Here is a 24724-nt window from a genome sequence, read left to right as displayed (position 1 = left end):
CTGTCGGCAGGATGCGGATTTCTTGTAACATGGGCCCCGATTCCGGCAAACCGGCCCCGGGCGCAACTGGCCCGGGGGCAGAAAGGATTCTCCGGCCTATGGCTCTTCCCGCACCGTCGCAGCGCACTGGCAATGCACATGAATTTTCCGTAAGCGAGATTTCCTTCGCCCTGAAGAAGGTGGTGGAGGGCGAGTTCGGGCATGTGCGGCTGCGCGGCGAGGTCTCCGGCTATCGGGGGCCCCATTCCTCGGGACATTGTTATTTCAGCCTGAAGGACGAGAAAGCCCGGATCGACGCGGTGATCTGGCGCGGCGTGTTTTCCAAGCTCCGCTTCAAGCCGGAAGAGGGAATGGAGGTCATCGCCACCGGCAAGCTCACCACCTATCCCGGCTCGTCGAAATACCAGATCGTGATCGAGGCGCTGGAGCCGGCCGGCGCGGGCGCGCTGATGGCGCTGCTGGAGGAGCGGCGCAAGAAGTTCGCCGCCGAAGGGCTTTTTGCCGAGGAGCGCAAGAAGCGACTGCCCTATCTGCCGGAAGTGATCGGCGTGGTGACGAGCCCGACCGGCGCCGTTATCCGCGACATTCTCCACCGGTTGCAGGACCGCTTCCCGCGCCATGTTCTGGTCTGGCCGGTGCGTGTGCAGGGCGAAACGAGCGCCGCCGAAGTCGCCGCGGCCATTCGGGGCTTCAACGCGATGAAAAAGGACGGCCCCGTGCCGAGGCCCGATTTGCTGATCGTCGCGCGCGGCGGCGGCTCGATCGAGGATCTCTGGGGTTTCAATGAGGAAGTGGCCGTGCGCGCGGCGGCGGAGAGCGAGATACCGCTGATTTCCGCCGTCGGCCACGAGACCGATACGACGCTGATCGATTTCGTCTCCGACCGCCGGGCCCCAACGCCGACGGCGGCGGCCGAGATCGCCGTGCCCGTGCGCGCGGAGCTGGTGGATGCCGTGATGGACCGCAGCCGTCGCCTGACGCGGGCGGAGGCGCGCCTGATCGAGCAGGGAAAGAACGATCTGAGGGGTCTTGCCCGGGGGCTGCCGCGCCTCGCCGAACTCATCGCCCTGCCGCGCCAGCGTTTCGACAGTGCCGCCGACCGGCTGGCGCGCGGCCTGATCCGCGCAACGGAGGTCAAGCGGGCGCAGCTCCAGCGGCTGGAAGGCCGGGTGAGCCTGCGGCCCATCCGCCAGCGTATCCGCGATAGAAGGGACCGCGTGACGGAAGTGGCCGCGCGGGCGGAAAGGGCGGAACGGCGCCACCTGGCCGACCTTGCCCGGCGGCTCGATGCGAGCGCCAAGCTCCTGAAGTCCTATTCCTATGAAGGCGTGCTGGAGCGTGGGTTCGCCGTGGTGCTGGACGAAAACGGCAAGCTGGTGCGCGGTAGCGAGGGGCGCAAGCCGGGCGAGGCGTTGAACCTGGAGTTCGCCGGCAAGGACCGGCTGGGCGTCGTGGTGGCCGATGGCGGCGGCACGCCCCGGCCGAAGCCGCACCCCTCGAAGTCCAAAAGCACCCCGGCGCCGAAGCAGGGCAAACTCCTCTAGCGGGCGGCTTTGATCGAACGCGCACTCCGCTGTAAGGTGCGCGCCATGAACAGGTTCGACAATATGGGCGGCGAAGCCAGGCTTGTGTATGGCGACGGGGAATACTCCGTCGTGAAGCAGGGCTCCTATGTGGTTTGCGCGGTAACGGGCAAGAATATTCCTCTCGACCGGCTCCGTTACTGGAGCGTCGATCTGCAGGAAGCCTATGCGACGCCGGAAGCCTCGCTTCAGCGCTACCGCGAAACGCAGAAAGACTGAAACCCATGAGGGCAAGCCGTTGGGCTTTGGCGATGGGTGTGGCTGCCTCTGCGGCGATGCCCTCCCTTGCATGGGCCGAGGTCGATTTGCGCGGCAAGCTGGAACAGGGCGCCGTCATCGTTGGCGAGGTCGATCCCGGGGCGCAGGTGTCGCTCGACGGAAAGCCGGTCATGGTGTCGCCTGATGGGTATTTCGTGATGGGGTTCGGACGCGACGCCGATCCGCAGGCCAGGCTGCAAGTGACCCATGCGGATGGCCGCGCCGAAACGCGCACCCTCGCCATCGCCAAACGCGACTACGAGATCCAGCGTATCGATGGTGTGGAGCGGAAATATGTGACGCCGCCGCCCGAGGTTCTGAAGCGCATCGCGCGCGAGCGCAAGCTCAAGGACGCCGCCCGGCCCGAGGATACGCCGGATACCTATTTCGCCGGGAAATTCGAATGGCCCGCCAGAGGCGTTATCAGCGGCGTCTATGGCAGCCAGCGTATTTTCAACGGAAAACCGCGACGCCCGCATTATGGCGTCGATGTCGCGGCCCCCAGCGGTACGCCCATCGTCGCCCCGGCGGACGGCATCGTGACGCTTGCCCGACCGGATATGTTTTATGAGGGCGGTCTCGTCTTCCTCGATCACGGTCATGGCCTGATCGGCTATTTCATGCATATGTCGAAACTCGACGTGAAGCCGGGCCAGCATGTGAAGCGTGGGCAGAAAATCGGCGAAATCGGGCAGACGGGTCGCTCGACCGGGCCGCATGTTCATTGGGGCATGACCTGGCGCGGCACCTATGTCGATCCGGCAACGCTTGTCGGTCCCATGCCGAAATAGACGGCTCTCCGTCGTCTAGTTCCGTTCGGCGATTTCCTGTTCCGGCCAGCGATTATGCAGCCAGAGCCATTCATGCGGCCGCCGTCGGATCTGCGCTTCCAGGCGGTCGTTCAGCTCCTGTGTCAGCCGCATGATCTCGGACACGCGCTCGGCCGTCGGATCGGCCTTGAGCGGTTCGCTACAGCGCAGCGTAAAATGCGCGCCGTTATTGCGTTCGATCACGGCAAGAATAATCGGGATGCCGTAACGCACGGCCAGACCGGCGGGCGCCGCCGGCGTCATCGCCCGCATGCCGAAAAATCGGGATTCAATCCCGTCATTCATCTTCTGATCGGCCAGCATGGCGATGGCCTCGCCCCGCTTGAGAACGCGCATCAGCACTCGAGCGCCTTCGCCGCCTTTCGGAATCTGAACGCAGCCCGTTACCCGTTCCCGCAGGTCGATCATCCACTGGTTTACATACGGGTTGTTGGCATGCCGGTAGATGTCGCCGCCGGGAATATCGAGAAGCTGCATGGCGATGGGCATGAGTTCCCAATTGGCGAAATGGCCGGAGATGAGCAAGACGGATCCTGCCTGTGCCTGCTCGACGACCCCGTCTGTATTCTCGAATTCGATCCGGCCACTGCCCGAAAATGCGAAATCTTCCAGATAGGCGTACTCGGCCATGGTGCGGCCGAGATTTTCCCACATGTTCTCGACAATCCGCTCGAGCTCCCCAGCGGGGAGGTCGGGCATTGCAGCGCGGATGTTTCGCCGGGCCCGCCGCGTCACGCCGAGTTTCGGTCCGACAAAGCGGGCCAGGCGGCCGCCAAGCGCCGATGCGCGATCGAGCCCCCAGAGGCGGAAAAACCCCAGGGCAAGGCGCAAGCCGGCGAATTCGATATGGTTGACGAGGCTGTTTCTGCGGGACATCCGGGCGCGCGATATCTGTTTTGCTGGCCGCTTATATCAGCCCGCTTGCTCCCTTGCGAGCCGGTGGCGGCGTAATGCTTCGCCGATCAGCGCCTCGAGTTGCGCCATATCGGTGATCACGGCGCGGATCGGGACGGTTCGCAGGTTCTTCGCAAGCTGTGCCCGGGCGCTGCCGGCGGGCGCATGGGCAAGCCGGATAGCGTCCTTTTCGGTGGTGACGGGACAGGCATCCAGTTCGCGCGCCCGAACCGTCAGGCGGGACGCCTCCCGGTCGGTGAAGAGGTGATGATCGGGAAAATCCTGTGTTTCCACGATTTCAGCGCCGAGCCCTCGCAGGGTCTCGTAAAATTTCTCAGGCCGGCCAATCCCCGAAAAGGCCAGAACCTGGGCGCCGGCGAGAGAGGGCTCCTGTGCAACCGGCTTGGCGATGGAGCGATAGACAGGGATACCGCGCGCCATGGCCCGCGCGGCAAGGCCGTCGCCCGCATGGCCGCGCCCGGTCAGGATTACCGCCTGTGCCCGGTTGAGCGCATCGCCGGCCTCCTCGCGCAAGGGCCCCGCCGGAAAAACGTGGCCATTGCCGGTGCCCACGCCCGCATCGATGACGAGAATGGAAAAATCCTTCGCGAGATACGGATTCTGGAATCCGTCATCCATGATAATGACGCTCGCCCCGGCGGCCGCGGCGGCCTTCGCGCCCGCCACGCGGTCTGCGGACACCCATGTCGGCGCCAGGCGCGCAAGAAGGAGCGGTTCGTCGCCGACTTCGGCTACCGAATGGGCGGCGGGGTCGACCTTCACCGTGCCCTGAGAGGTACGCCGGTAGCCGCGCGACAGGAAATGCACTTTTTCGCCCTGCGCAATGAGGCGCTCGGCAAGGGCAAGTGCGATCGGTGTCTTGCCCGCGCCGCCCATCGTGACATTGCCGATGCAGACGACGGGCACGCAAATATGCTCCGCCTGTGCCGTCCTGCTTTTGATGCGGGCCGCCAGCCCGTAAAACGCACCGAGGGGCGACAGGAGCTGTGCCATGAACGGCATGCCCCTTTTCCGGGCGGGATACCAGAAGCGCGGTGCACGCATCCCAGGTCGCCTTTCAGTCAGATTTAAGGTTTGGGCGCGAGGAGGCGCAAAAGAACTGCGAGTGTGCGCTCGGTCGCGCCGCTATCCTCACTGGCTACGCGCCTTGCCGCTTCGCCCATCATCATGCGCTTCTCGGTGTCGTCGAGCAATGCTGCAACGGAGCTCGTCATGGTCACTGCATCTGGAACACGCAGCATGCCGCCGCCCTCTTCGAGGGCCGCATAAGCCTCCTGAAAATTGAAATCGCTCGGTCCGGCAATGAGAGCGCAACCGAGCCGTGCCGCCTCGAACGGATTGTGTCCGCCCATATCCGCGAAGGTGCCGCCGACAAAGACGAGATTGGACAGGCGGTAGAACAGCCCGACCTCGCCAAGCGTATCGACCAGATAGACCTGTGTGTGTGCCTCGGGAACCTCGCCGGAAGAACGCATCATGACGGAAAGTCCCATGTCGGAGAGCGTTCTGGCGAGTTGGGGGCCGCGCGCCGGATGGCGCAACACGATGATTGTGAGGAGATCGGGGCGGGTTTGCGACAATGAAAGATGTGCCTGTGCCGCCGCCTCTTCTTCGCCTTCATGCGTGTTCGTTGCCACCCAGACGGGACGATTGCCGGCTGCGTGCTGCAGAAGGCCCAACGCATGCGGATCCGCCGAGGGCGCCGGCGCGTCATGTTTGAGGTTGCCGGGAAGTTCGGTATGCGCGGCCCCCAGTGCTTCCAGCCGGTTCGCGCTTGCCGCGCTCTGGGCCAGCACGACGGAAAACCGGCCGACCAGATCGGCGATCATGCCGGGCGCCCTCTGCCAGCTCTGGAAGGACTTTTCGGTGATACGCCCGTTGATGAGCGCCAGCGGAATATGCCGCCGGTCCGTTTCGGCGATCAGATTGGGCCAGAATTCGGACTCGACCCACACCGCCATATCGGGTTTCCAGTGGTCGAGAAAGCGCGCACAGAAAGCGGGATGATCGAGTGGAACGAACTGGTGGAACGCTTCCTTGGGCAGTCTCTGCGCCAGCAATTCCGCCGATGTCAGCGTTCCCGTCGTCACCAGCACATTGACGCCCGGCATTTCGTCGATCAGCCGTCGGATCAGGGTGAGGATGGAAAGCGATTCCCCGATGCTCGCCGCATGAAACCAGACGAGATGGCCTTCGGGTCTCGGTCTGGAAGCTATGCCATAGCGCTCGCTAAGCCGGGCGGCATCTTCCTTGCCGCGTTTCAAACGCGCCTTGAGAAGCAGCGGAGCGACAGGGCGCATGAGGCGCGTCACAAGGGTGTAAACGGCAAGCCCCGTGCGGGAAGGGGCGGGGACTGTCCTCGCATCCGTTCCGCTCAACGCACCACAGCTCCCGCCTCATTATGCGCCGGCGCCCGACCGACGATCCTGTCCGCCTCGGCCGTCACCGCATTGAGAGCTTCCTCGACATGCTGGCGGGCCTGCTCGAGCGCTTCCTCGTCCGCGTCGCGGGCAACATAGATCGGATCGCCCAGGACGAGCGCACCGCGCGAAAAGGGGAGGTTGATCGTGAACCTGTCCCAGTTGTTGAGCTGGACGCGAGCCCGCGTCGTTGCCGCCACCGGCACGATGGGACGCCCGGAGAGCCGGGCAAGCATGACAATGCCCTCTCCCGCGCGGCGGCCGGGGCCGGGCGGAAAGTCGGCGGTCAGTCCGACCGAAACATTTTCACCGAGGGCGCGTATCATCGCGCGCAGGGCACTGGCGCCGCCTTTCTGACGATGCTTCGGCCTCTGGTGTTCGCCCTTCGGCGCGCCCGAGCCGCGAATGGTGCCGAAGCCCAGATTGGCCATGATCTTGGCGATGATCTGTCCGTCGCCATGACGCGAAACCAGCACGCGCACTTCCCGCCAATTGTGCCACAGCGTCGGGATGAGCAGGTTCTGGCCGTGCCATGTGGCGACGATGAAAGGCTCGTCGCCCGCCCAGAACTGGGCCGCGACATGAGACCTGCGAATTTCGAACCGTCCCGTCTGCCGCACGAAACGGATGAACAGGGCCGCCAGAAAGGCGACGCCGTCCATAAAGGTCTCGCTCTTGACGATGTTTTTCACTCGCGACATCTAACGCTCATTCTCCGGCGATCGCGGCTGCTTCCGCTTGCTGGCTTTCCTGCGCCGGCTCTTCGATAAACTGGGAGCGTGACAGCTCTGCATAAAGGCCGCCCTTCATGATGAGTTCGTCATGCGTTCCGTGTTCGAGCACACGGCCGTCGTCGATCACATAGATCGTATCCGCATGTTTGATCGTGGAAAGGCGATGCGCGATGACGAGCGTTGTCCGACCGACCATCAGACGCGCCAGTGCGTTCTGGACTTTCAGTTCCGATGCCGTGTCGAGTGCCGAGGTCGCTTCGTCGAGCAGCAGGATCGGCGCATCTTTCAGCATCGCCCGTGCAATCGCGATGCGTTGGCGCTGCCCGCCCGAAAGTTTCTGTCCGGCCTCTCCGACGAGAGTGTCATAGCCTTTGGGAAGCTCGGAGATGAACTCGTCGGCGGCAGCATTGCGCGCCGCTTCCCTGATTTCCTCATCCGTCGCATCGGCTCTGCCATAGGCGATATTCGCCCGGATGGTGTCGTCGAACAGGAACGGTTCCTGCGTGACCAGCGCACTGACGGCGCGGACGCTGTCGACGGTCACGTCCTTGAGATCCTGTCCGTCGATCAGGACGCGGCCCTCGATCGGGTCGTAGAAACGGGGCACGAGATTGAGAATGGTGCTCTTGCCCGCGCCGGAAGGGCCGACAAGGGCGACGGTATGCCCCTTTGGCACGTCGAGAGAAATATTGTGGAGAGCCGGGGTGCCGTCCGCATATTCGAAGCTGACATTCTCGAACTTCACGGTCCCTTGCCGGACGGCAAGCGGCGGGGCGTCCGGCGCCGAGACCACCTGCGGTTCGGTGTCGAGGATCGGAAAGAGGCGGATCGCAGCGGCGACGCCTTCCTGCATGGTGGTCTGCGTGTTGGCCAGTGCCTTGAGCGGCTGATAGGCGAGCATGAGCGCGGTGATGAAACCGGTCATTTCGCCGAGCGTCAGATTGCCGGCCTGGATCTGCACGATGCTGACATAGATGACGAGGCCGATCCCGATACCGGAAAGCGCTTCGGTGGTGGGCCCGGATGCGGCTCTCATCCGGATCGCGATCAGGGCCTGCGTCACCAGTTGTCTGACGATGACCCTGGCGCGGCCGAGTTCATGGTCCTCGCGTCCATAGGCCTTGACCACGCGAATGCCCTTGAGGGTTTCCGAAATGAGCGTGGAAAGATCGCCCGTTCCCTCAAGGCTTTGCCGCGCCGCCTTGCGGGTCTTCTTGCCGAACCGGCGCAGGAAAAGCGCTGCCAGCGGCAGGATGCAGGTGGCGATCAGCGCAAGTTTCCAGTTCATGATGAAGACGGCGCCAAGCAGCCCGATCACCGAGAGAAGATTGCGGGCCTGATCGATCATCGAGGTGGTGATGGTGCCGGTCAGCCGCCCGACATCGGCCATGAAACTGGCCACGAAACGGCCGGAATGCGTGGCGGAGAGCCAGGCGAGATCGGCGCGGACGAGACGCTCGAACATCCTTGTCTGAATGCCTTCGACGATGCGCTGACCGATCGTACTCATGGTGACGGTGCTGCCATAGGAGGCAAGCGACTTGATGCACATGATGACGGCGGCGGCGAGCGGAACGCCCCAGATCTGCCAGGCGGGCGGATTGGGATTGTTCACGACATCGTCGACCACGGTCTTGAGCAGCCAGGGAATGGCGCCGGTCGTTGCACCCACAATTGCGTTCAGCACGAGCGCGAAGGCGGCAAGTTTCCAGAGCGGCTTCAGATAGCTGCCCAGCATCCGCCGGGCGACGGACCATGTGTTTATGTCCCGGGCGAGTTCGAGCGCCGCCTCGGGGGCCGGCGCATTCTCGGCGGCAGCGCGCATGGCAGGAGAAAGGCCATCGTCCTGCGCCGCAGTCCCGCCCGGTTGTTCGCTCTTGCTGACCATAAATCCTCAGGCTCGCGTAATCCGGGCGGACCATACCATGGGGTTGTTGCCCAATCCATACGGGTGGGAGAGGGTAAATTGTTGGAATAACGGGATTTTTCGTACCTATTGCCGCCCGGAAGCGTATTCCCTGCCCGCCGGTTATCCGTTGAGTAGCCAGATCCCCGCATTCAGATAGGTCGCGAAGCAGACCCAGAAGAAATAGGGCAGCATCAGCATCCCTGCGAGCGGGCTGTGCCGACAAAATGCAACGATCGTCAGGACAATCACGATCAGCAGGACCGGAATCTCGGCCAGTGCGAAGCCCGGGGCCTTGAGACCGAAAAACAGGACCGCCCAGCCCAGGTTGAGCATGAGCTGGCTGCCGAAAAGCGAGAGCGCCGCCCCGGCCGCGGAAAGGGAGCCAACCCTGAGCCAGACCAGCCAGGCAGCCAGCGCAATCAGGAAATAGAGCAGATTCCAGACGACCGGGAAGGCCCAGGGCGGGGGTGTCAGGGCGGGCTTGATGAGCGAGGGATACCAGTCGTTCACACTGGTGGCGGTGATGCCGCCGCCGACCCCGGCAACGGCGAACACCAGGACAAGCGCAGCGAAGAGCATGAACACGCTGACGCCCGTCCGCGGGGTCTCATAATCCTCACCCTCCGCACTGCCAGTAGCGCCGCCCTTTTCCTGTCCTGTGCGGGTGCTGTCGTTCATCCCTCGGGCGTACCTGTATTCCTGCCCTCCGGATCATCTTCGGGGTCCAGCAGTTTATGCAGATGGACGATGAAATATCTCATATGCGCATTGTCGACGGTGCGCTGGGCAGCCGATTTCCACGCATTATACGCCGACTGGTAGTCGGGAAAGATGCCGACAACATCCAGTTTGCTCGTATCCTTGAAATCATGACCCTGCAGGTCGGCAAGTTCGCCGCCGAACACAAGGTGCAGCAATTGTTTGGTCATAGAGTTGCCTACTCCGATCCGAAGACACCTGAAAAGGTGACATGGGGCCTACGACCTCCCTCGGGGAAAATATAGCATGTGCGGATGCGAAGCATACTAAAGGACGCCATTTTCGTCAGGATGGCAGGCGTAGCGTGGCGGTTCGCGACATGATTGCGGCATGCAGGACGGGGTTGGCGCCGACAAGGCTCGGCTGGCGCGTCGAGGCGCCGTCATAGCGAATTTCGCTCCCGTCATGCGCCGTCAAAAGGCCTCCGGCTTCTTGCAGGATGAGGTGGGCCGCGGCCAGATCCCAGTCGTTCTTGGCGCTCATGGCAATGACGGCATCGGCGGCGCCACAGGCGACGAGTGCGATCCGGTAGGCGACCGAATTCCGCTCTATGAATTCCATCGGCGGCCAGCGTTCGGGCCATGCCTTGTGTTTGAACATGGGCGGGTGGGCCACCATCCGGCAGCCTTCGATTTCCCGGCGCGTAGCGACGCGAATCGGCTGGCCGTTGAGCCATGCGCCCCGGCCCCGGGCGGCTTCGAAGAATTCGTCGGTGGCAGGGTTGAATACGATTCCGATCAGCGGCATTCCGCCGGAAACGAGCGCCACCGAAATGGCGAAATGCGGTTTGCCTTTGGCGAAGGCCCGCGTCCCGTCGATGGGGTCGACGATCCAGAATTTCGGCGCGCTCAGACGGGATTTGTCGTCTTCCGTCTCTTCCGACAGCCAGCCATAGTCAGGCCGCGCGCCCCGCAGCCGGTCGCGCAGAAGGTCGTTCACTTCAAGATCGGCTTCCGTGACAGGGTCGTTGGCGCCTTTCGTCCAGCTCCGGAATTCGCCCTTGTAAAAGCTCAGCGCAAGCGCACCGCCCTCTCGGACGGCCTGCCTGAGCAGGGCAAGGTCGTCGGCAATCGCATCGCCATCAGCTGCCGGCAATGGTCATGCCTTCCACGCGAAGCGTCGGCGCGTTGCTGCCATAGCGGAACTCCAGATCGTTGGCGGGCGTGATCCGTCGGAACATGTCCTTGAGGTTGCCGGCGACGGTGATTTCGCTGACCGCATAGGCGATCTCGCCATTCTCGATCCAGAACCCCGAGGCACCGCGGCTGTAGTCGCCGGTAACGCCATTGACACCCATGCCGATAAGTTCGGTGAGGTAGAGACCCTGCTTGATATCCGCGATCAGCTCCTCGGGCGGCAGTGTCCCCGGCGCCATATAAAGATTGCTCGCGGAAGGAGAGGGTGGGCCGCTGGTGCCGCGCGCCGCATGACCGGTGTTTTCAAGACCCAGCTGCCGCGCTGTCGAACTGTCGAGCAGCCAGCTTTGCAGGACGCCGTCCTCTATCAGCGCCATCGCGCGATTGGCGACGCCCTCGCCGTCGAAAGGCTTGGATCTGAGGCCGCGCGGACGATGCGGGTCGTCGTGAACGGCAATACCCGGCGCGAACACTGCCTCTCCCATGCGGGATTTGAGAAAGCTCGTACCGCGCGCAATGGCGGCCCCGTTGATGGCGCCCGCGAAATGTCCGAGCAGGCTGTTTGAAACGCGCGGCGCATAGACCACCGGCACGGATTGCGATTTTACCTTGCGCGGGTTCAGCCGGCGCACGGCGCGGCGACCGGCTTCCGTGCCGACCTGCGCCGGGGCGTCGAGGTCGGAGAGATGGCGGGCGGATGAAAATTCGTAATCCCGTTCCATCGCCGTGCCTTCGCCCGCGAGAACGGAAACGGACACGGAATGCGACGTGCCGGAATAGCCGCCGCGAAAGCCGCCGCTGGTGACGAGGGCGATCCCGCTCTTGCCCCAGCTTGCGCCCGCGCCGCCGGAATTGGTGACTCCTTCGATGGCGAGCGCCGCTTCTTCGGCCGCGGCGGCCCGTTCGCCCAGTTCCTCGGCGCTGGGGTGGGAGACGTCGTCGGAAATGTCGAGCGACGGCCAGTCATGCGCCATGCGAGCGGGATCGGCCAGCCCGCACCAGGGATCTTCCGGCGCGACCTTCGCCATCGCCACGGCGCGCTCGACGAGAGGGGCAATGACTTGATCGGAAAGATCGGTGGACGAAACCACAGCCTGCCGCTTGCCGCAAAAAACGCGGAGCCCGATATCCTTGCCTTCCGAGCGTTCGACATCTTCCAGATTGCCGAGCCGCCAGGAAACGCCAAGGGAAGTGCCTTCCACGACAATCGCTTCGGCGGCATCGGCCCCGGCTTTCAGGGCCCGTTCGACAAGAGTATCGGCTATGTCGAGTGTGGTCTGCTGGGTCGTCTGATCGGCCATGGATGAACACTGTCGTTGAACGAAAGGAGGCAAGGAACGTCCCTCTTTCTATAGAGGTCCTTCCTTGCCGTCCAACATGACAGACCGTTCAGAGAAATGCGTAGTAGAGACACGCCGCCGCGGCGACGAGCTGCGAAATCCAGGTGAACAGCGTGCCGAACAGGCGGGGCGGCGAGCTTTCGCTGGTGCGCGACACGCCGATGGCATGAAGGATACGCCCGACCGTCAGCAACACGCCTACGACATGAAGGACATAGATCGATGCGCCGAGCAAATGGAGCACGACGAGGCCGACAAGGCCGATCGGCGTGTACTCGACATTGGTAATATGAGCGCGGCTCGCATTGTAGAGGCCCTGATCCTCGCCTGTGCCGGTCATCACTTTGGTGCGCACGCGGCCCGATGAGACCCGATAGGCGAGAAGCAGGTTGATGAGCAGGTTGAGCCCGACATAGACCCCGATGATTTCCAGCGAATATTGCATGAGCGTTACCCCTTTTTCCGGCCTCCCATGGGCCGGTTCGCGTCGATTCGAAATTTGCGCGGATCACGCTAGCATGGCGGCCCACCCTCTGACATGGCTGCCGGTCACGCTCATATGATAGCGGCGGAAGGGGGCGGCGGCGCAGTGCCGCGGGATGCGCTGCATGGTCGATTAACGCAGGGACATGCAATGCAGCTGAGTAACTCACAAGACCGCTACGGTATTTTGTCTATCGCCCTGCATTGGCTGGTCGCGGCCCTGTTTCTGGCGATGTTGGCGATCGGCGTTGTGATGACCCGCCTTCCGCTCACCGATCCCCTCACATTTCCCCTTTATCAGATACACAAATCGATCGGTGCGACCCTGTTTTTCCTGATGGCGGTCCGCCTCGTGTGGCGTCTGGCGGGCGGAGTGCCGGACCTTCCCGCCGGGCTGGCACCGTTGGAGAGCTTCGCGGCCCGAACAACTCATGCCGGGCTCTATGCCATCCTTCTGGTCATGCCGCTGACGGGCTGGGTCGTCGTATCGGCATCGCCCTTCGGCATACCGACCCTGCTTTACGGCGTAGTCCCATTGCCTCATATCGGCTTTGTCGAGACCAGCCCGGACAAGGCGACCATCGAAACCGCGGCGAGTTGGGTGCACACCGTTCTGGCCGCGCTGGGCGCAGCCCTCCTCTCGCTACATGTCGCCGCCGCGCTCTGGCATCATTTCATTCGTCGGGACGACGTGCTGATGCGTATGCTCGGCCGCGGCCGGATACATTCGCCGGAAACCGATCGGGAAATGCACTCATGGAAAGAATGAAAATCGCAGTCATTGCGTTGCTGCTTGCAGGAAGCGGACTGTCGCCCGCGGCCGCGGCAACCAAGTGGGACCCGGTTGCCGATCCGCAAACGATTTCATGGATCGCGACCGACGGCAGCGGGGCGGCCGTCACGGGGGCCTGCGCCGACTTCACATCCGATATCGCATTCGATCCGGACGATCTCGCAAATGCCGGCGTGAATGTCGAAATCGATACCGCCTCCTGCAAAACAGGGGAGGAGGAGAAAGACACCTATCTGCCGCAAGAGACCTGGTTCGATGTTGCCGGCTATCCCGTGGCCGTTTTCAGCGCGACGAAATTCAGCCACGAAAGCGGGAACGACTATGTCGCAAACGGCACCCTCACTCTGAAAGGGGTAAGCCTACCCGTGACGCTTCCTTTCACGCTGGAACTGAAGGGCGACGCGGCCCATGTCACGGGAAAGACGGTCATCAATCGGCTGAACTTCGGTATCGGCAGCGGTCAGATGGCAACGAGCCAGGTTGCGGGACCGAATGTGACGGTCATGATCGATCTCCACGCAACGCGAGCGAAGGGCGGGGAGGCCTCGCAATGAGCCGTTTTCCCGGCGGTGTCAGGCTTGCGATTTCTCTGGGACTGGCGCTCCTGCTCTCTTCCTGCGCGGCGGCAAGGGTCGCAACGCATGATGTGAGCCTCGATCCGGTCGATGTGCCGGCGGGGACTTATTCCATGGATGCCGACCATTGGAGCCTGCTCTTCGATGTCGGCCATTTCGGCTATTCGCGCTTTGTGATGCGTTTCGACAAGGCGACAGCGACGCTCGACCTGCGCCCGAATGACCTTGCAAAGACAAGGCTGGAAGCGACCGTCGAGGCGGCGAGTGTCGATACCAATGTTTCCGAACTCGACGCGATGGTGAAGGAGCTGCTGAAGGCAGACCGCTATCCGGATATCCGCTTTGTATCGACAAGAATGACGCGCACGGGCGAGGCAACGGGAACGGTGACGGGCGCTCTCACCATTGCGGGGGAGACGCATCCCGTCACGCTCGACGTCGCATTCAATGGCGCTTCGCCCAATCCGCTCACCGGGGACGACACGATGGGCTTTTCGGCGACGGGCAGCTTCCGCCGTTCCCTGTGGGGCTTGAGCGACTGGCGGCCCGCCGTCGGCGATGAAGTGCGTGTCCGCATTCAGGCGGAATTCAAGAAGCCGAAGGAAACCTCCTAGGCGGCGTCCTTCGCCAAAACCGGATGGATCGTGCGCAGGCCGATGGCGATCCGGTTCCAGACATTGATGGTGCCGATCGCGGTGCTCAGATCGACGATTTCCTTCTCGCTGAAATGCGGGCGCAGACCTTCATAGATGTCGTCCGGGGCTTCCGTTTCCGACACGAGGGTCAGCGCCTCCGTCCACGCAAGCGCCGCGCGCTCGCGTTCGGTGAAGAGCGGGCTTTCGCGCCAGGCGGCCAGAAGATGCATCCGCTCGTCGCTCTCGCCCGCCTTGCGTGCGTCCCGCGTATGCATATGCAGGCAATAGGCGCAGCCATTGATCTGCGAGGTGCGGATCTTGACAAGTTCCAGCAACGAGTGTTCCAGCCCGCACTCATTCACATAGGTCTGCAGGCCGAGAATGGCGTGATAGGCGTCGGGCGAGGCCTTGTAGCCGTCGAGACGTTCTTTCATGGGATTGCTCCATCTTTCACGAGGGTGGTCCTGCATGAAAGACGGGGCGGCGCGGCGGATTGTGACAGGCGCGCCTATTTTTTCCAGATCGGCTTACCCGTCCCCGGCAGGCCCATCTTCGTCCACTTCTTCGTGACCTCGTCGATCACCTCGTCGGACATGCGGATCTGCTGGCCCCATTCGCGTTTGGTCTCGGGCGGCCATTTATTGGTGGCGTCGAGACCGATCTTGCCGCCGAGGCCAGATTCCGGCGAGGCGAAGTCGAGATAGTCGATGGGTGTGTTCTCGATCAGCGTCACGTCGCGCACTGGGTCCATGCGGGTGGAGATCGCCCACATCACATCCTTCCAGTCCCGCGCGTCGATATCGTCGTCCACCACGATGACCCATTTCGTGTACATGAACTGGCGCAGGAAGGACCATGCCCCCATCATCACGCGCTTGGCGTGGCCCGGATAGGCCTTCTTCATAGAAATGACGGCGATGCGGTAGGAGCAACCTTCCGGCGGCAGCCAGAAATCCGTGATTTCCGGGAATTGCTGCTGCAACAGCGGAATGAAGACCTCGTTGAGCGCTTCGCCCAGCACGGAGGGCTCGTCCGGCGGGCGTCCGGTGAAGGTCGAGAGATAGATCGGGGCTTTCCGCATGGTGATGGCGCTCACCGTGAAGACCGGGAATTTCTCGACCGAATTGTAATAGCCCGTGTGGTCGCCATAAGGGCCTTCATCGGCATACTCGTCGAGCGAGACATGCCCTTCGATGACGATCTCGGCTTCCGCCGGCACCTTGAGCGGCACGGTCTTGCAATCGACGAGTTCCACCTTCTGGCCTCGCAGAAGCCCGGCGAACTGATATTCGCTGAGCGTGTCCGGTACGGGCGTGACCGCGGCGAGAATGGTGCCGGGATCCGCGCCGATCACGACGGCGGCGGGCAGGGGCTCGGTCTTTTCGTTTTTCCACCGCGCATGATGCTGCGCGCCGCCTCGATGGGCGAGCCACCGCATGATGGTCTTGTCGCGCCCCAGCACCTGCATCCGGTAGATACCGAGATTGAAATCGTCTTCCTTGCGCTTGCCGGGCCCCTTGGTGACGACCAGCGGCCAGGTGATGAGCGGCGCGGGCTCGCCCGGCCAGCAGGACTGAACGGGCAGGCCGGTGAGATCGATGTCCTTGCCCTGAAGCACCACCTCCTGACATGGCGCGGAGGAGAGAGTCTTCGGCTTCATCGCCATGACGGTTTTCAGAAGCGGGAACATTTCGAAGGCTTCGCGGAAGCCGCCCGGCGGTTCCGGTTGGCGCAGAAAGGCCAGCGCCTCGCCCACGGTCCGCAGTTCGCTGCCCTTGGTGCGTTCGAGCCCGCCCATGGTGACCGCGCGCGCCACGCGCTCCACCGTCCCGAAGAGATTGACCAGCACCGGCATGGGGGAGGCCGTGCCGTCGCCCATGAGCGGATTTTCGAACATCACCGCCGGTCCTTCTTCCGCCAGAAGCCGGGTCTGGATTTCCGTCATCTCCAGAACGGTCGAAACCGGCTCTCTCACCCGGGCGAGATCGCCCGTATGTTCGAGTTTCTCGAGGAATTCGCGCAGCGAGGAATAGGACATGCGTGTCTCTTCTTGAAGGCGTCGTGCCGGAGGGGCGCGGGGCCGGAGAATGCCGCAAACCGCGGGGCCTGCCAAATATGTCCGATATTCGGTCGTGGCATTAACAGGATGCCAACCACGTTGCCCTAGCCTTGTCCCGATTGCGACGGATGGAAAGATCGATATGGGGCAGATGGCGGCTTCGGCCCACCAAAAACCGAAAAATACGAAAGCGAACCAGGCAAGGAAGTGGAATGGCGGTCCTCTGGATGCCGATCCTTTGTCCCTGCCACAACGTGTATCGATCCCGGCGGTGAAATGGCACTACCGGGCGATCGGCATTATCCGCTTTGCCACCATCTATGCCGACGCCGTGAAGGCGACGGATTCATCCCCCATTTTCGGTCATTTCTGCTGGGAAGAACCGGTAACGGCCTATCGTGGCGTCGCAATGCGCACCGCCACAACGATTGCGCGCCCGCGTCCGGTCGTGCTTGTGGATCTCGTCCACAAGCACGATCCGGAGCGGGACGTGACATTGCATGCCTGCTTCGAGGGAGCGGATGTGGCCGCCCGCTGGCGTGGCTGGAGCCGGGCGCTGGGCCTGCCTCTGCTGACGGAAAACGGCGAGGGCGAACTCGAGGAAGCCGAAACGCGGCTCGGCGCCCTCAAGGTGCAGGCACCCCAGCCGCATTCGGGCGCCAATCCGCTGTCGACCCGCCGGCCGGTTACCTTCGGTCAGACCGGTCAGCCCCGCTTCTGGACGCAACGCCTGATGACCGGCACCAGGCCCACCGCCTACTGACCTCCGTCAGGTCCGACTGTCAGCCGAATTTCGAGAAATCCGCCGGGCGCTTGTCGAAGAACGCGCTGATGGCTTCTTTCACCTCGTCCGAGCGGAGCTGGGCGGCGAAATGCCCGGCTTCCTTCGCCATTTGCGAGGCGACGTTTGCGGCTTCGCCGCCCCGCAACAGCGACTTGGTCAGCTTGACGGCCGTCGGTGCCTTGGACGCCAGTATGCGGGCGCGGCCATATGCCTCCTCCTGCAGTGTGTCGCCCGGGAAGACCTGCGCGACGAGCCCCATGGACTCCGCTTCTTCCGCACCCACCTTGCGGCCGGTCAGGAACAGATCGGAGGCTTTCTGCAATCCGGCGACCTTGGGCAGGAGATAGGTCGAGGCCGCTTCGGGCACGAGGCCGAGATTCACGAAAGGCATCTGGAAACTGGCTGTGCTGCCGGCATAGGCGAGATCGCAATGGAGCAGCATGGTCACGCCCACGCCGACGGCGAGACCGTTCACCCCGGCGACAATTGGCTTTTCGGCGGTGCTGATGAGGCGGAGGAAGCGGCTGACAGGGCGCTCTTCCTGCGAGGCGCCGGCGGGTTCGGCCCCTTGCCTGGCGAAATCGCCGAGATCGTTGCCCGCCGTGAAAGCGCCGTCGGCACCGGTAAAATAGATCACGCGGATATCCCGCTCGGCGTGAGCGGCCTCGATGGCGTCGCCCATGGCCGCATACATGGCCTCGGTCAGCGCATTCTTCTTGTCGGGCCGGTTCATCACGACCTTCATCACGCCGTCGGCGCGCTCGACCAGTATGTGATCACTCATATCCGCTTATCCTTTCGGGGTGTGAACTTATGTTCACTCTTTCAGAAGCCGCCAGACATTGGTCCGCCGGACATCATTGTCTTCCAGTGCCCTGGTGGTTTCAACATTGTAGGTCGCCAGCAGCTCCATGCCGGATTTCGGCAGATAGGTGCGGCCCGGATCGCCGATCAGCACGGTGACCCCGGCGCCGGCGAAACCGCGAAGCCAGCTTTCGATTCTTCCGGCCAGCGGCTGCTCATAGCACATGTCGCCGACCAGCACGACGTCCCAGCCCCGATTGGGCTGGCCGACAAGATCGTCCGTCGAAACAAGAAGTGAAACATAGTTCACTTCAGCATTCAGCCGGATGGCCTCGCCGGAGAAATGATCGATATCCGCGCTGAGAACGAATGCGGCGCCCGACATGGCCGCGGCGATGCCGTCAAGCCCTGACCCGGCGCCGAAATCGAGAACCCGTTTGCCGCGCACGACGTTCGGATGGTCGAGAATGTAGCGCGCCAGCGCCTGACCGCCCGCCCAGGCGAAGGCCCAGAAGGGCGGGGGGAGGCCGGCCTGTTCCAGTTCCTCCTCCGTCATTTCCCAGAGGGGCAGGGCGTCGCTGGCGACATGGAGACGGATTTCCGGCACCAGGGGAGAGGGCAGGAGCTCGGTATTTTTGCGGATGAAAAGGGACGGATCGCCAATGCGAACCATGGTCGCCTCGCCAGAGGAAGGGTGAAGTCCGCTCAGGGCTTTTCGGGCGCATCCTTCAGGATGTGCCTTGCGGTTTCGCTGTCTTTCGCGATCTGGGCCTTCAGTGCTTCGAGACCGTCGAATTTCCGTTCCTCGCGGATATAGCCGATCAGCGAAACGCCGGCGTGGCAGCCATAGATGTCGGCGTCGAAATCGAAGATATGCACCTCCAGCAGCACGTCGGATTTGTCGAAGGTCGGACGGCGGCCGATATTGGCGACGCCGTCATAAACGCCTTTTTCCGGCCCGTCCTGAATCTCGATCCGGACGGCATAAACGCCCAGCGCAGGCTCCACATGATCGTCCAGCGGCAGGTTCGCGGTCGGGAAACCGATGGTCCGGCCGCGCTGATCGCCCTTCTGCACCTGGGTTTCGACCTTCCACCAGTCGCCCAGCATCCGCCCCGCCTCGCGCACATTGCCTTCATGCAGCAATTCGCGAATGCGCGTGGAGGAATAGGTTTCGCTGCCGTTTTTCACTTCATCCACGATCGTAACCCCGAAGCCTTCCATCATGCCCATATAGCCGAGCGCCGCGGCATCGCCCCCGCGGCCCTTGCCGAAGCGGAAATCATACCCCGCCACGACATGACAGACATGGAGACCGTCGACCAGAACGTCCAGTACGAATTCCGGCGCCTGTTTGGTGGCGAGCGTCGCGTCGAAGGGCAGGGCGGCCAGTATATCGACCCCGAGCCGCTCCAGCTTGTGTGCCTTGGCACGAAAAGGCGTCAGGCGGAAGAAGGGCTTGTCGGGAAAGAAATATTGCTGCGGATGCGGCTCGAAGACCAGAACGCCCAGCGGCGCGCCCATTTCCGCCGCCAGCGCGCGCGCCCCGGCGATCACCTGCTGATGGCCGAGATGCACGCCGTCGAAATTGCCGAGCGCGAAAACGGCACCCTGAAGGCCGGGCGCGACATGTTCGTAGTGACGGATGATGTGCATGTAACGGGGTCTGGAACCGCTGAAAGACTGGCTGGCCGGAATATGAACCGGGCAAAGGGATGGCGGATCGTTCCGCGAGCGTCAAGTGTCCCGTCGCCGCTACCAGGCGAGCCGCGCCATGGCGCCGACCGCGGTGACGTCGTGTTTTGCCAGCACAATCCGTACCTTATCGGGGTCGGGCTGTTCAGGATCGTCGCCGCACTCGCCCGCGAATACACCGCCGGTGATGAAAAGCGCATCGATCCCGGCGCCGTTCGCGCCCCTGATATCGGTCGCCAGCCCGTCGCCCACGGCCAGAATGCGGGTATCGGCGACGGGCGCGCCCCGGAAGCCCGCGAGCTTTTCCCGCGCGATATCGTAGATGGGGCCGTGCGGTTTGCCGAAATAGACGGTCTTCCCGCCGGCCTCCTCATAGGCCCTTGCGAGCGAGCCCGCGCAGTAGATGAGCCGCTCGCCGCGCTCCACCAGAATGTCCGGATTGGCGCAGATCATCGGCAGGCCGCGCGCCGCAAGCCGTTGAAATTGTTCGGTATAATCGTCCGGCCCTTCGGTCTCGTCGTCGAAGGGGCCGGTGACGAGAATGAACGCGCCCTCCGCCTCGCCGACGCGGGAAACGCCCGTCCCCTCGAACAGCGGCAGGTCGCGCTCCGGCCCGATATGGTAGCAGGCGGTGCCGAATTCGTGCGAGGCGAGGCAGGCCTTCGTCGCGTCGCCCGAGGTCAGAATGCCGTCATAGCCGTCCTGCGGGATGCCGAGCTGCTCGAACATGGCCGGGAGCGCGGCGGAGGGGCGCGGCGCATTGGACAAAAGCAGCACGGTTCCGCCCTTTTTCCGGAAATTGGCGAGCGCCTCCGGCACGCCGGGATAGGCCCGCTTGCCATTGTGCAGGACGCCCCAGACATCGCAGAGCAGCGCATCGTAATTGTCGGCAATGGCGGCAAGGCCGGAGATCAGGGGCACGGGCGCGGATCCTTCTGTCGGGGCAAGATTGAGCGATGGTTCGGGCGAGATAGAAGTGAGGTTCGGGCAAGATAGAGATGAGGTTCGGGCGAGATAGCGCCCGAGGTCAAACGGCAGGGGTCAGGAACACGATTTCGGTGTCGCGATAACGCCGCCGGTCGAGCTCGACGAACCCCTCCGGCGCCTCGAAATCGGATTTGGCGTTCTCCTCCACGACGCAGAGCGCGCCGGGGCCGATCCAGCCGCCGGCAAGCGCCGTCGTCAGCGCCGGGCCGGCGAGATTTTTGCCATAGGGCGGATCGGCGAACAATAAAGTGAATTCCGGTCCGGCGCTTCCCTCGCGCGGGCCGAGGCGCGAGGCGTCGCGGCGATAGATCTTGGCGCGGCCCATGATCCCGAGTGAATCCAGGTTCTCGCGAATGACGCCACGGCTCTCCGCGCTGTCGTCCACGAAAAGCGCGAAGCCCGCGCCGCGCGACAGCGCCTCGATGCCGAGCGCGCCGGTGCCCGCGAAAAGGTCCAGCACGCGCGCGCCCCGCAGCGTGAAATCCGGCAGATTTTCGCCGAAATTCGCATGTTCCAAAATATTGAACAGAGATTCGCGAGTTCGGTCGCTGGTCGGGCGCAGACGCTGCCCCTCCGGCGCATGAAGAGCGCGGCCCCTAAACGCGCCGCCGACGATGCGCATGGGCGCCACCCTTTGTCTTGCGAGCCCCACCGGTTTTGCCACCGGGCTTGCCGCCGCCCTTTTGCGACGGTTTCCGGCCGTTTCCGGCGGGCTTTCCTTGTCGTGAATTTGTATTCGTTTCTTTTGCCGCGCCGCCGGAGGGCAGTTTTCCGCCGAATTTCGCCGCATTATTGCCGAGCTGGTCCATCAGCACGCGGTTGGGCACCACGCGCACCTCGCCGGGTTGCAGGTCGCCGCACTGGAAGGGGCCGTAGGACAGCCGGATGAGCCGGTTCACCGCCAGGCCGAGCGAGCCCAGCACCTTTTTGACCTCGCGGTTTTTCCCCTCCTTGAGCGACAGCGTGATCCAGACATTGGACCCTTGAGCCTTGTCGAGCACCGCCTCAACGGGGCCGTAGCGGACGCCCTCGACGGTGACGCCGTTTTTGAGCTTGTCGAGATCGGCCTGGGTCACGCGGCCATGGGCGCGGGCGCGATAGCGGCGCGTCCAGCCGGTGGAGGGCAGTTCCAGCAGGCGGGCCAGCTCGCCGTCATTGGTGAGGAGCAGCAGGCCTTCCGTGTTCACGTCGAGCCGCCCGACCGAGACCACGCGGGGCATGTCCTTGGGCAGGCGGGAAAAGACGGTGGGCCGGCCTTCCGGATCGCGCGCCGTGGTGACGAGCCCCGCCTCCTTGTAGTAGCGCCAGAGCCGGGTGGGCTCCTGCGCGGGCAGCGGATGGCCGTCCACCACGATGGTCTCGCGCCCGGTGACGTTGAGGGCGGGGCTTTCCAGCACGCGCCCGTCCACGGTAACGCGGCCCTCGGCGATGAGCTTTTCCGCCTCGCGCCGCGAACAGACGCCCGCGCGCGCAATCACCTTGGCAATGCGCTCGCCCTCAGGCGCCGCTTGCGCGTCGTCGGTCGGGGGGGCTTGCGGTTTCGGGGGCGTGTCCGCCGGGGGTGTCGTCATGCGCTCTCTTTATCAGGGCGCGGGGGAGGCTGGAAGTGGGGAGGAGTTATAGGCGATCGGATATCTACTACCCTTCTATACTGAGGAAAATGCGCTTATATGGAAAATAATTTTAATGCGTCATTTGCGAGCCTGAAATGAAGAAAATTATCGAAGAAGTACCCAAAGTATGGATACGAGCTTTCTGGGGGTTTGGACCTTGGGAAGACGGTTATGTTGGGTGGACCCGAGAGGGAGACCGGAAGCGTGTGCTCGATGAAGCACAATCTGGGGATCTTGTCTTGATCTATGGTGCGACATCCGCAGAGACCGAGATTTCCCAGCAAGGACAGGTTTTAGGTGTACTGGAGATCGACCCCATTCCAATTATGGACCATGAAAAGTCATCGACCGAGGGAATGCGTAGAAAAAGAGAGAGTGGCTGGGGGCATAGGTGGACCTATGGCCTTCCGGTACGCCGTGCATGGCGGGTCACGCGACAAATCGAAATTCAGAATCTAGCGTCAACTACCTATACCACCAATCGGGCAAGAGTGATTGCGAGCCAAGGCGCGAAACTGACAGAAGAAGAGGTGCAGAGGGTTCTTCGCTTGCCTGTGAAGGCAGTGAACGTATACGGCGAACCAGAGGTTGCAATCACTGATGAGGAAGAAGTCCCTCTCAAGGAAGTTTTCTTTCCCTCTAGAGGGGTTGAGCCCTCATTCGGTAGCAGAAATAGCGAATACGAGGACGGACAACACTGGCTTTATATGATGGAGCTAAAGGGAGACGTCTCGACTTTCCTCGGGCGCCCTTCATATGAAGTAGGCAAAGGGGTGATTGTGAAAGTTGGCTTCTCAAATGACCCAATGCGACGGTGCGCTGAGATGAACGCAGGCTTTCCGCCCGCATCAAAGTATGAATGGAAGATATCGCTCAATTCGGCTGCATATGCGAGCGGCCAAGCGGCCAAAGACGCAGAAGATATACTGAAAGAAAAATTTGCTCGGCGCTTCGAGCCCTTAGGTAAGGAGTTTTTTCTAGGTGAGAGCGACGCTCTTAAAGCGGAGTTCTCTGGTGTTCCAGGCGCGGCAAATTTCTTCATCGTGGGTGGAATTAACAAATCTAAGTCATGACTATCATTTTTGTTAGCGTACCCTCTGCCTCATGACCTTCCATCTCCGCGACATCGACCTCACCGCCGACAGGCAAGCCGCGCTTTCCTTCATCATGGGCTCGCAGCGTTACGAGCATGAATTCGAGCCCAATCGCCGGCTCGATCCGGCCGTGGCGGAGGAATATTTCGCCGAGCTGTCGGAGGAGCTGGCGCGCAAGCAGGGCCGGGCCTTCGTCGCGGAGCGGGAGGGCCAAGAGGGCGGTCACGTCATCGGCTGGGGCGTGCTGGTGGTCGAGGAAGGGCCTCTCTTCGTCAGGGAAGAAGAGCGGCGCTATGGCTATATCACCGAGCTTTTCGTGAGCGAGGCGGCGCGGGGGTTGGGCGTCGGGCAGGCGCTGATCGCGGCCTGCGAGGCGGAAGCGCGGCGGCTGGGGCTGACGCAGATCATGATCGGCGCGCTGAACGCGAACGCCCGCGCCATGGATATTTACGGGCGCGCTGGCTACCGGCCCTATACGGCGGAGCTGCGGAAATATCTGTGAGGGGCTCTCCCGTCGGCGTTCCGGACCCGCGCGGCGATCGAAGGATCGTCGCTGCCAAACATTTAACCTTTGCGCGGTTTGATGGTTGGAGCCGAGGGGCCCCGTGGGAGCGCGACAAGGAGGGCGCGCGGCAACAGGGGCGACGACAGAGCGACGACAGGGGGCGAGAATAGGGGGCGACGACAGGGGGAGGCCATGCCCGACAGATTTGCTCATCCGGAGACGAAGCGGTTCTTTCAGTACTGGGACAGCCTGCCCAAATCCGGCTTCATGCCCGACCGCGCCGACTTCGATCCGCTGGCGATCCACAAGATCATGCCGCGCATCCTCATGGTCGAATATTTCTCCGCCGACAGGGTCGAGTTCCGCATGGTCGGGACCGGCATTACCGAGGATATCGGCTTCGACCCCACCAAACAGAGCTATCTGGACCGGTTGGAGGATTCCGCCTTCGGCGCCTTCGAGAGCGCGAGCGACGCCATTCTCACCACGCCCTGCGGCGGCTATTTCGTGATTACCGCGCAGTCGGCGAAAGGATATATCGTCGATTTCGACGTGCTGGACCTGCCGATGACCAATCGCGCGGCGCAGTCGACCATCATCGTCGCGCATCTCGCCCAGGTGCGCGTGGGGCGGATGGTTCCGGCGGGCGAATTCCGGATCAAGGAAATCCGGTCCGCCGGATGGATCGACATAGGCGCCGGCGTTCCCGCCGAGCCCATTGCGGTGACCTGAGGGGACAAGCCCGGTATGACAGCGTGCTTTTGGCGTATGCGGAAAACCCAAACATCGATGTCGTCCCGGCACTTGTTGCCG

At 62.9% G+C, this 24724-nt stretch carries 28 protein-coding genes; 10 read left to right on the top strand and 18 right to left on the bottom strand.

The features are described from left to right. Nucleotides 1-98 precede the first annotated feature (98 nt). Genes xseA through FHS78_RS10460 form a run of 3 tightly spaced genes read left to right on the top strand, consistent with a single transcriptional unit; the run spans nt 99 to nt 2632 of the window. Nucleotides 99-1544 (top strand): exodeoxyribonuclease VII large subunit, encoded by a 1446-nt coding sequence (gene xseA / locus FHS78_RS10470; RefSeq protein ID WP_167093938.1) that lies wholly within the window; start codon nt 99-101, stop codon nt 1542-1544. A 45-nt stretch (nt 1545-1589) separates the two neighbouring features. Beyond that, the gene (locus FHS78_RS10465; protein WP_167093936.1) at nt 1590-1802 is read left to right on the top strand and encodes a DUF2093 domain-containing protein; all 213 of its coding nucleotides are present in this window, start codon (nt 1590-1592) and stop codon (nt 1800-1802) included. Between the two features lie 32 nt (nt 1803-1834). Next, nucleotides 1835-2632, top strand: a complete 798-nt coding sequence (locus tag FHS78_RS10460; RefSeq protein WP_246220445.1) for a M23 family metallopeptidase — start codon at nt 1835-1837, stop codon at nt 2630-2632. A gap of 15 nt (nt 2633-2647) precedes the next feature. Here FHS78_RS10460 and FHS78_RS10455 read toward each other — a convergent pair whose 3' ends face one another. From FHS78_RS10455 to FHS78_RS10410, 10 genes are all read right to left on the bottom strand, one after another. Beyond that, a complete protein-coding gene (locus FHS78_RS10455) occupies nt 2648-3547 on the bottom strand; it encodes a lysophospholipid acyltransferase family protein (RefSeq protein ID WP_167093932.1) in 900 nt (299 codons plus the stop codon). Nucleotides 3548-3583: 36 nt separating this feature from the next. After that, nucleotides 3584-4588 carry a tetraacyldisaccharide 4'-kinase gene (lpxK, locus tag FHS78_RS10450; protein ID WP_246220444.1) on the bottom strand — a complete coding sequence of 335 codons (1005 nt, stop codon included), beginning with the start codon at nt 4586-4588 and terminating at the stop codon, nt 3584-3586. A 65-nt stretch (nt 4589-4653) separates the two neighbouring features. Beyond that, nucleotides 4654-5886 (bottom strand): 3-deoxy-D-manno-octulosonic acid transferase, encoded by a 1233-nt coding sequence (locus FHS78_RS10445; RefSeq protein ID WP_167093928.1) that lies wholly within the window; start codon nt 5884-5886, stop codon nt 4654-4656. Between the two features lie 74 nt (nt 5887-5960). Continuing rightward, complete coding sequence (locus FHS78_RS10440; RefSeq protein WP_167093926.1) at nt 5961-6707, bottom strand: lysophospholipid acyltransferase family protein; 747 nt, start codon at nt 6705-6707, stop codon at nt 5961-5963. 7 nt (nt 6708-6714) lie between these two features. After that, nucleotides 6715-8628 (bottom strand): ABC transporter ATP-binding protein, encoded by a 1914-nt coding sequence (locus FHS78_RS10435; RefSeq protein ID WP_167093924.1) that lies wholly within the window; start codon nt 8626-8628, stop codon nt 6715-6717. Nucleotides 8629-8769: 141 nt separating this feature from the next. Then, nucleotides 8770-9327: a TspO/MBR family protein gene (locus FHS78_RS10430; RefSeq protein WP_205305276.1), complete on the bottom strand. Its 558-nt coding sequence runs from the start codon at nt 9325-9327 to the stop codon at nt 8770-8772. Further along, nucleotides 9324-9578, bottom strand: coding sequence for a DUF4170 domain-containing protein (locus FHS78_RS10425; RefSeq protein WP_167093921.1), 255 nt, complete (start codon nt 9576-9578; stop codon nt 9324-9326). Before FHS78_RS10425 ends, FHS78_RS10430 begins: the two co-directional genes overlap by 4 nt. A 115-nt stretch (nt 9579-9693) precedes the next feature. Then, complete coding sequence (locus tag FHS78_RS10420; protein ID WP_205305275.1) at nt 9694-10503, bottom strand: inositol monophosphatase family protein; 810 nt, start codon at nt 10501-10503, stop codon at nt 9694-9696. Then, a complete protein-coding gene (locus tag FHS78_RS10415; RefSeq protein ID WP_167093919.1) occupies nt 10490-11845 on the bottom strand; it encodes a TldD/PmbA family protein in 1356 nt (451 codons plus the stop codon). The genes FHS78_RS10420 and FHS78_RS10415 overlap by 14 nt, the downstream gene beginning before the upstream one ends. An 88-nt stretch (nt 11846-11933) precedes the next feature. Beyond that, nucleotides 11934-12329 carry an MAPEG family protein gene (locus FHS78_RS10410; RefSeq protein ID WP_167093917.1) on the bottom strand — a complete coding sequence of 132 codons (396 nt, stop codon included), beginning with the start codon at nt 12327-12329 and terminating at the stop codon, nt 11934-11936. Nucleotides 12330-12422: 93 nt separating this feature from the next. Here FHS78_RS10410 and FHS78_RS10405 point away from each other — a divergent pair, with 93 nt between their 5' ends. The 3 genes from FHS78_RS10405 to FHS78_RS10395 are packed head-to-tail and all read left to right on the top strand — an operon-like array spanning nt 12423 to nt 14349. Then, nucleotides 12423-13136, top strand: a complete 714-nt coding sequence (locus FHS78_RS10405; protein WP_205305274.1) for a cytochrome b — start codon at nt 12423-12425, stop codon at nt 13134-13136. After that, a complete protein-coding gene (locus tag FHS78_RS10400; RefSeq protein WP_167093915.1) occupies nt 13124-13714 on the top strand; it encodes a YceI family protein in 591 nt (196 codons plus the stop codon). Before FHS78_RS10405 ends, FHS78_RS10400 begins: the two co-directional genes overlap by 13 nt. Then, complete coding sequence (locus FHS78_RS10395; protein ID WP_167093914.1) at nt 13711-14349, top strand: YceI family protein; 639 nt, start codon at nt 13711-13713, stop codon at nt 14347-14349. Before FHS78_RS10400 ends, FHS78_RS10395 begins: the two co-directional genes overlap by 4 nt. On the opposite strand, the gene FHS78_RS10390 is transcribed toward FHS78_RS10395, so the two are convergent. Beyond that, the gene (locus FHS78_RS10390; protein ID WP_167093912.1) at nt 14346-14804 is read right to left on the bottom strand and encodes a carboxymuconolactone decarboxylase family protein; all 459 of its coding nucleotides are present in this window, start codon (nt 14802-14804) and stop codon (nt 14346-14348) included. The two genes, FHS78_RS10395 and FHS78_RS10390, sit on opposite strands and share 4 nt — an antisense overlap. A 74-nt stretch (nt 14805-14878) precedes the next feature. After that, complete coding sequence (locus tag FHS78_RS10385) at nt 14879-16408, bottom strand: UbiD family decarboxylase (protein WP_167093910.1); 1530 nt, start codon at nt 16406-16408, stop codon at nt 14879-14881. 49 nt (nt 16409-16457) lie between these two features. Here FHS78_RS10385 and FHS78_RS10380 point away from each other — a divergent pair, with 49 nt between their 5' ends. Beyond that, the gene (locus FHS78_RS10380; protein WP_343041960.1) at nt 16458-17192 is read left to right on the top strand and encodes a DUF6101 family protein; all 735 of its coding nucleotides are present in this window, start codon (nt 16458-16460) and stop codon (nt 17190-17192) included. Nucleotides 17193-17211: 19 nt separating this feature from the next. Here FHS78_RS10380 and FHS78_RS10375 read toward each other — a convergent pair whose 3' ends face one another. From FHS78_RS10375 to FHS78_RS10350, 6 genes are all read right to left on the bottom strand, one after another. After that, the gene (locus FHS78_RS10375; RefSeq protein ID WP_167093906.1) at nt 17212-17997 is read right to left on the bottom strand and encodes an enoyl-CoA hydratase; all 786 of its coding nucleotides are present in this window, start codon (nt 17995-17997) and stop codon (nt 17212-17214) included. Nucleotides 17998-18030: 33 nt separating this feature from the next. Next, nucleotides 18031-18690: a class I SAM-dependent methyltransferase gene (locus tag FHS78_RS10370; RefSeq protein ID WP_167093904.1), complete on the bottom strand. Its 660-nt coding sequence runs from the start codon at nt 18688-18690 to the stop codon at nt 18031-18033. 32 nt (nt 18691-18722) lie between these two features. Further along, nucleotides 18723-19673 (bottom strand): bifunctional riboflavin kinase/FAD synthetase, encoded by a 951-nt coding sequence (locus tag FHS78_RS10365; RefSeq protein ID WP_167093902.1) that lies wholly within the window; start codon nt 19671-19673, stop codon nt 18723-18725. Nucleotides 19674-19772: 99 nt separating this feature from the next. Beyond that, nucleotides 19773-20633, bottom strand: coding sequence for a TIGR01459 family HAD-type hydrolase (locus FHS78_RS10360; RefSeq protein ID WP_343041959.1), 861 nt, complete (start codon nt 20631-20633; stop codon nt 19773-19775). Nucleotides 20634-20739: 106 nt separating this feature from the next. Further along, a complete protein-coding gene (gene rsmD, locus FHS78_RS10355; RefSeq protein ID WP_167093900.1) occupies nt 20740-21321 on the bottom strand; it encodes a 16S rRNA (guanine(966)-N(2))-methyltransferase RsmD in 582 nt (193 codons plus the stop codon). After that, nucleotides 21296-22270: a pseudouridine synthase gene (locus FHS78_RS10350; RefSeq protein ID WP_167093898.1), complete on the bottom strand. Its 975-nt coding sequence runs from the start codon at nt 22268-22270 to the stop codon at nt 21296-21298. Before FHS78_RS10350 ends, rsmD begins: the two co-directional genes overlap by 26 nt. A 137-nt stretch (nt 22271-22407) precedes the next feature. On the opposite strand from FHS78_RS10350, the gene FHS78_RS10345 reads away from it, so the two are divergent. The 3 genes from FHS78_RS10345 (at nt 22408) to FHS78_RS10335 (ending at nt 24643) form a co-directional block, all read left to right on the top strand. Then, nucleotides 22408-23385, top strand: a complete 978-nt coding sequence (locus FHS78_RS10345) for a GIY-YIG nuclease family protein (RefSeq protein WP_167093896.1) — start codon at nt 22408-22410, stop codon at nt 23383-23385. Between the two features lie 31 nt (nt 23386-23416). Then, nucleotides 23417-23908, top strand: a complete 492-nt coding sequence (locus tag FHS78_RS10340) for a GNAT family N-acetyltransferase (protein ID WP_167093894.1) — start codon at nt 23417-23419, stop codon at nt 23906-23908. Nucleotides 23909-24103: 195 nt separating this feature from the next. Then, entirely contained in the window at nt 24104-24643 is a 540-nt protein-coding gene (locus tag FHS78_RS10335; RefSeq protein WP_167093892.1) for a PAS domain-containing protein, read from the top strand. Nucleotides 24644-24724: the final 81 nt, after the last annotated feature.

Origin of the sequence: Parvibaculum indicum, from assembly GCF_011762095.1 — a bacterium.
Lineage (GTDB): Bacteria > Pseudomonadota > Alphaproteobacteria > Parvibaculales > Parvibaculaceae > Parvibaculum > Parvibaculum indicum.
Note: the sequence above shows the minus strand (reverse complement) of the source record. Positions and strands in the feature narration are given on the sequence as shown.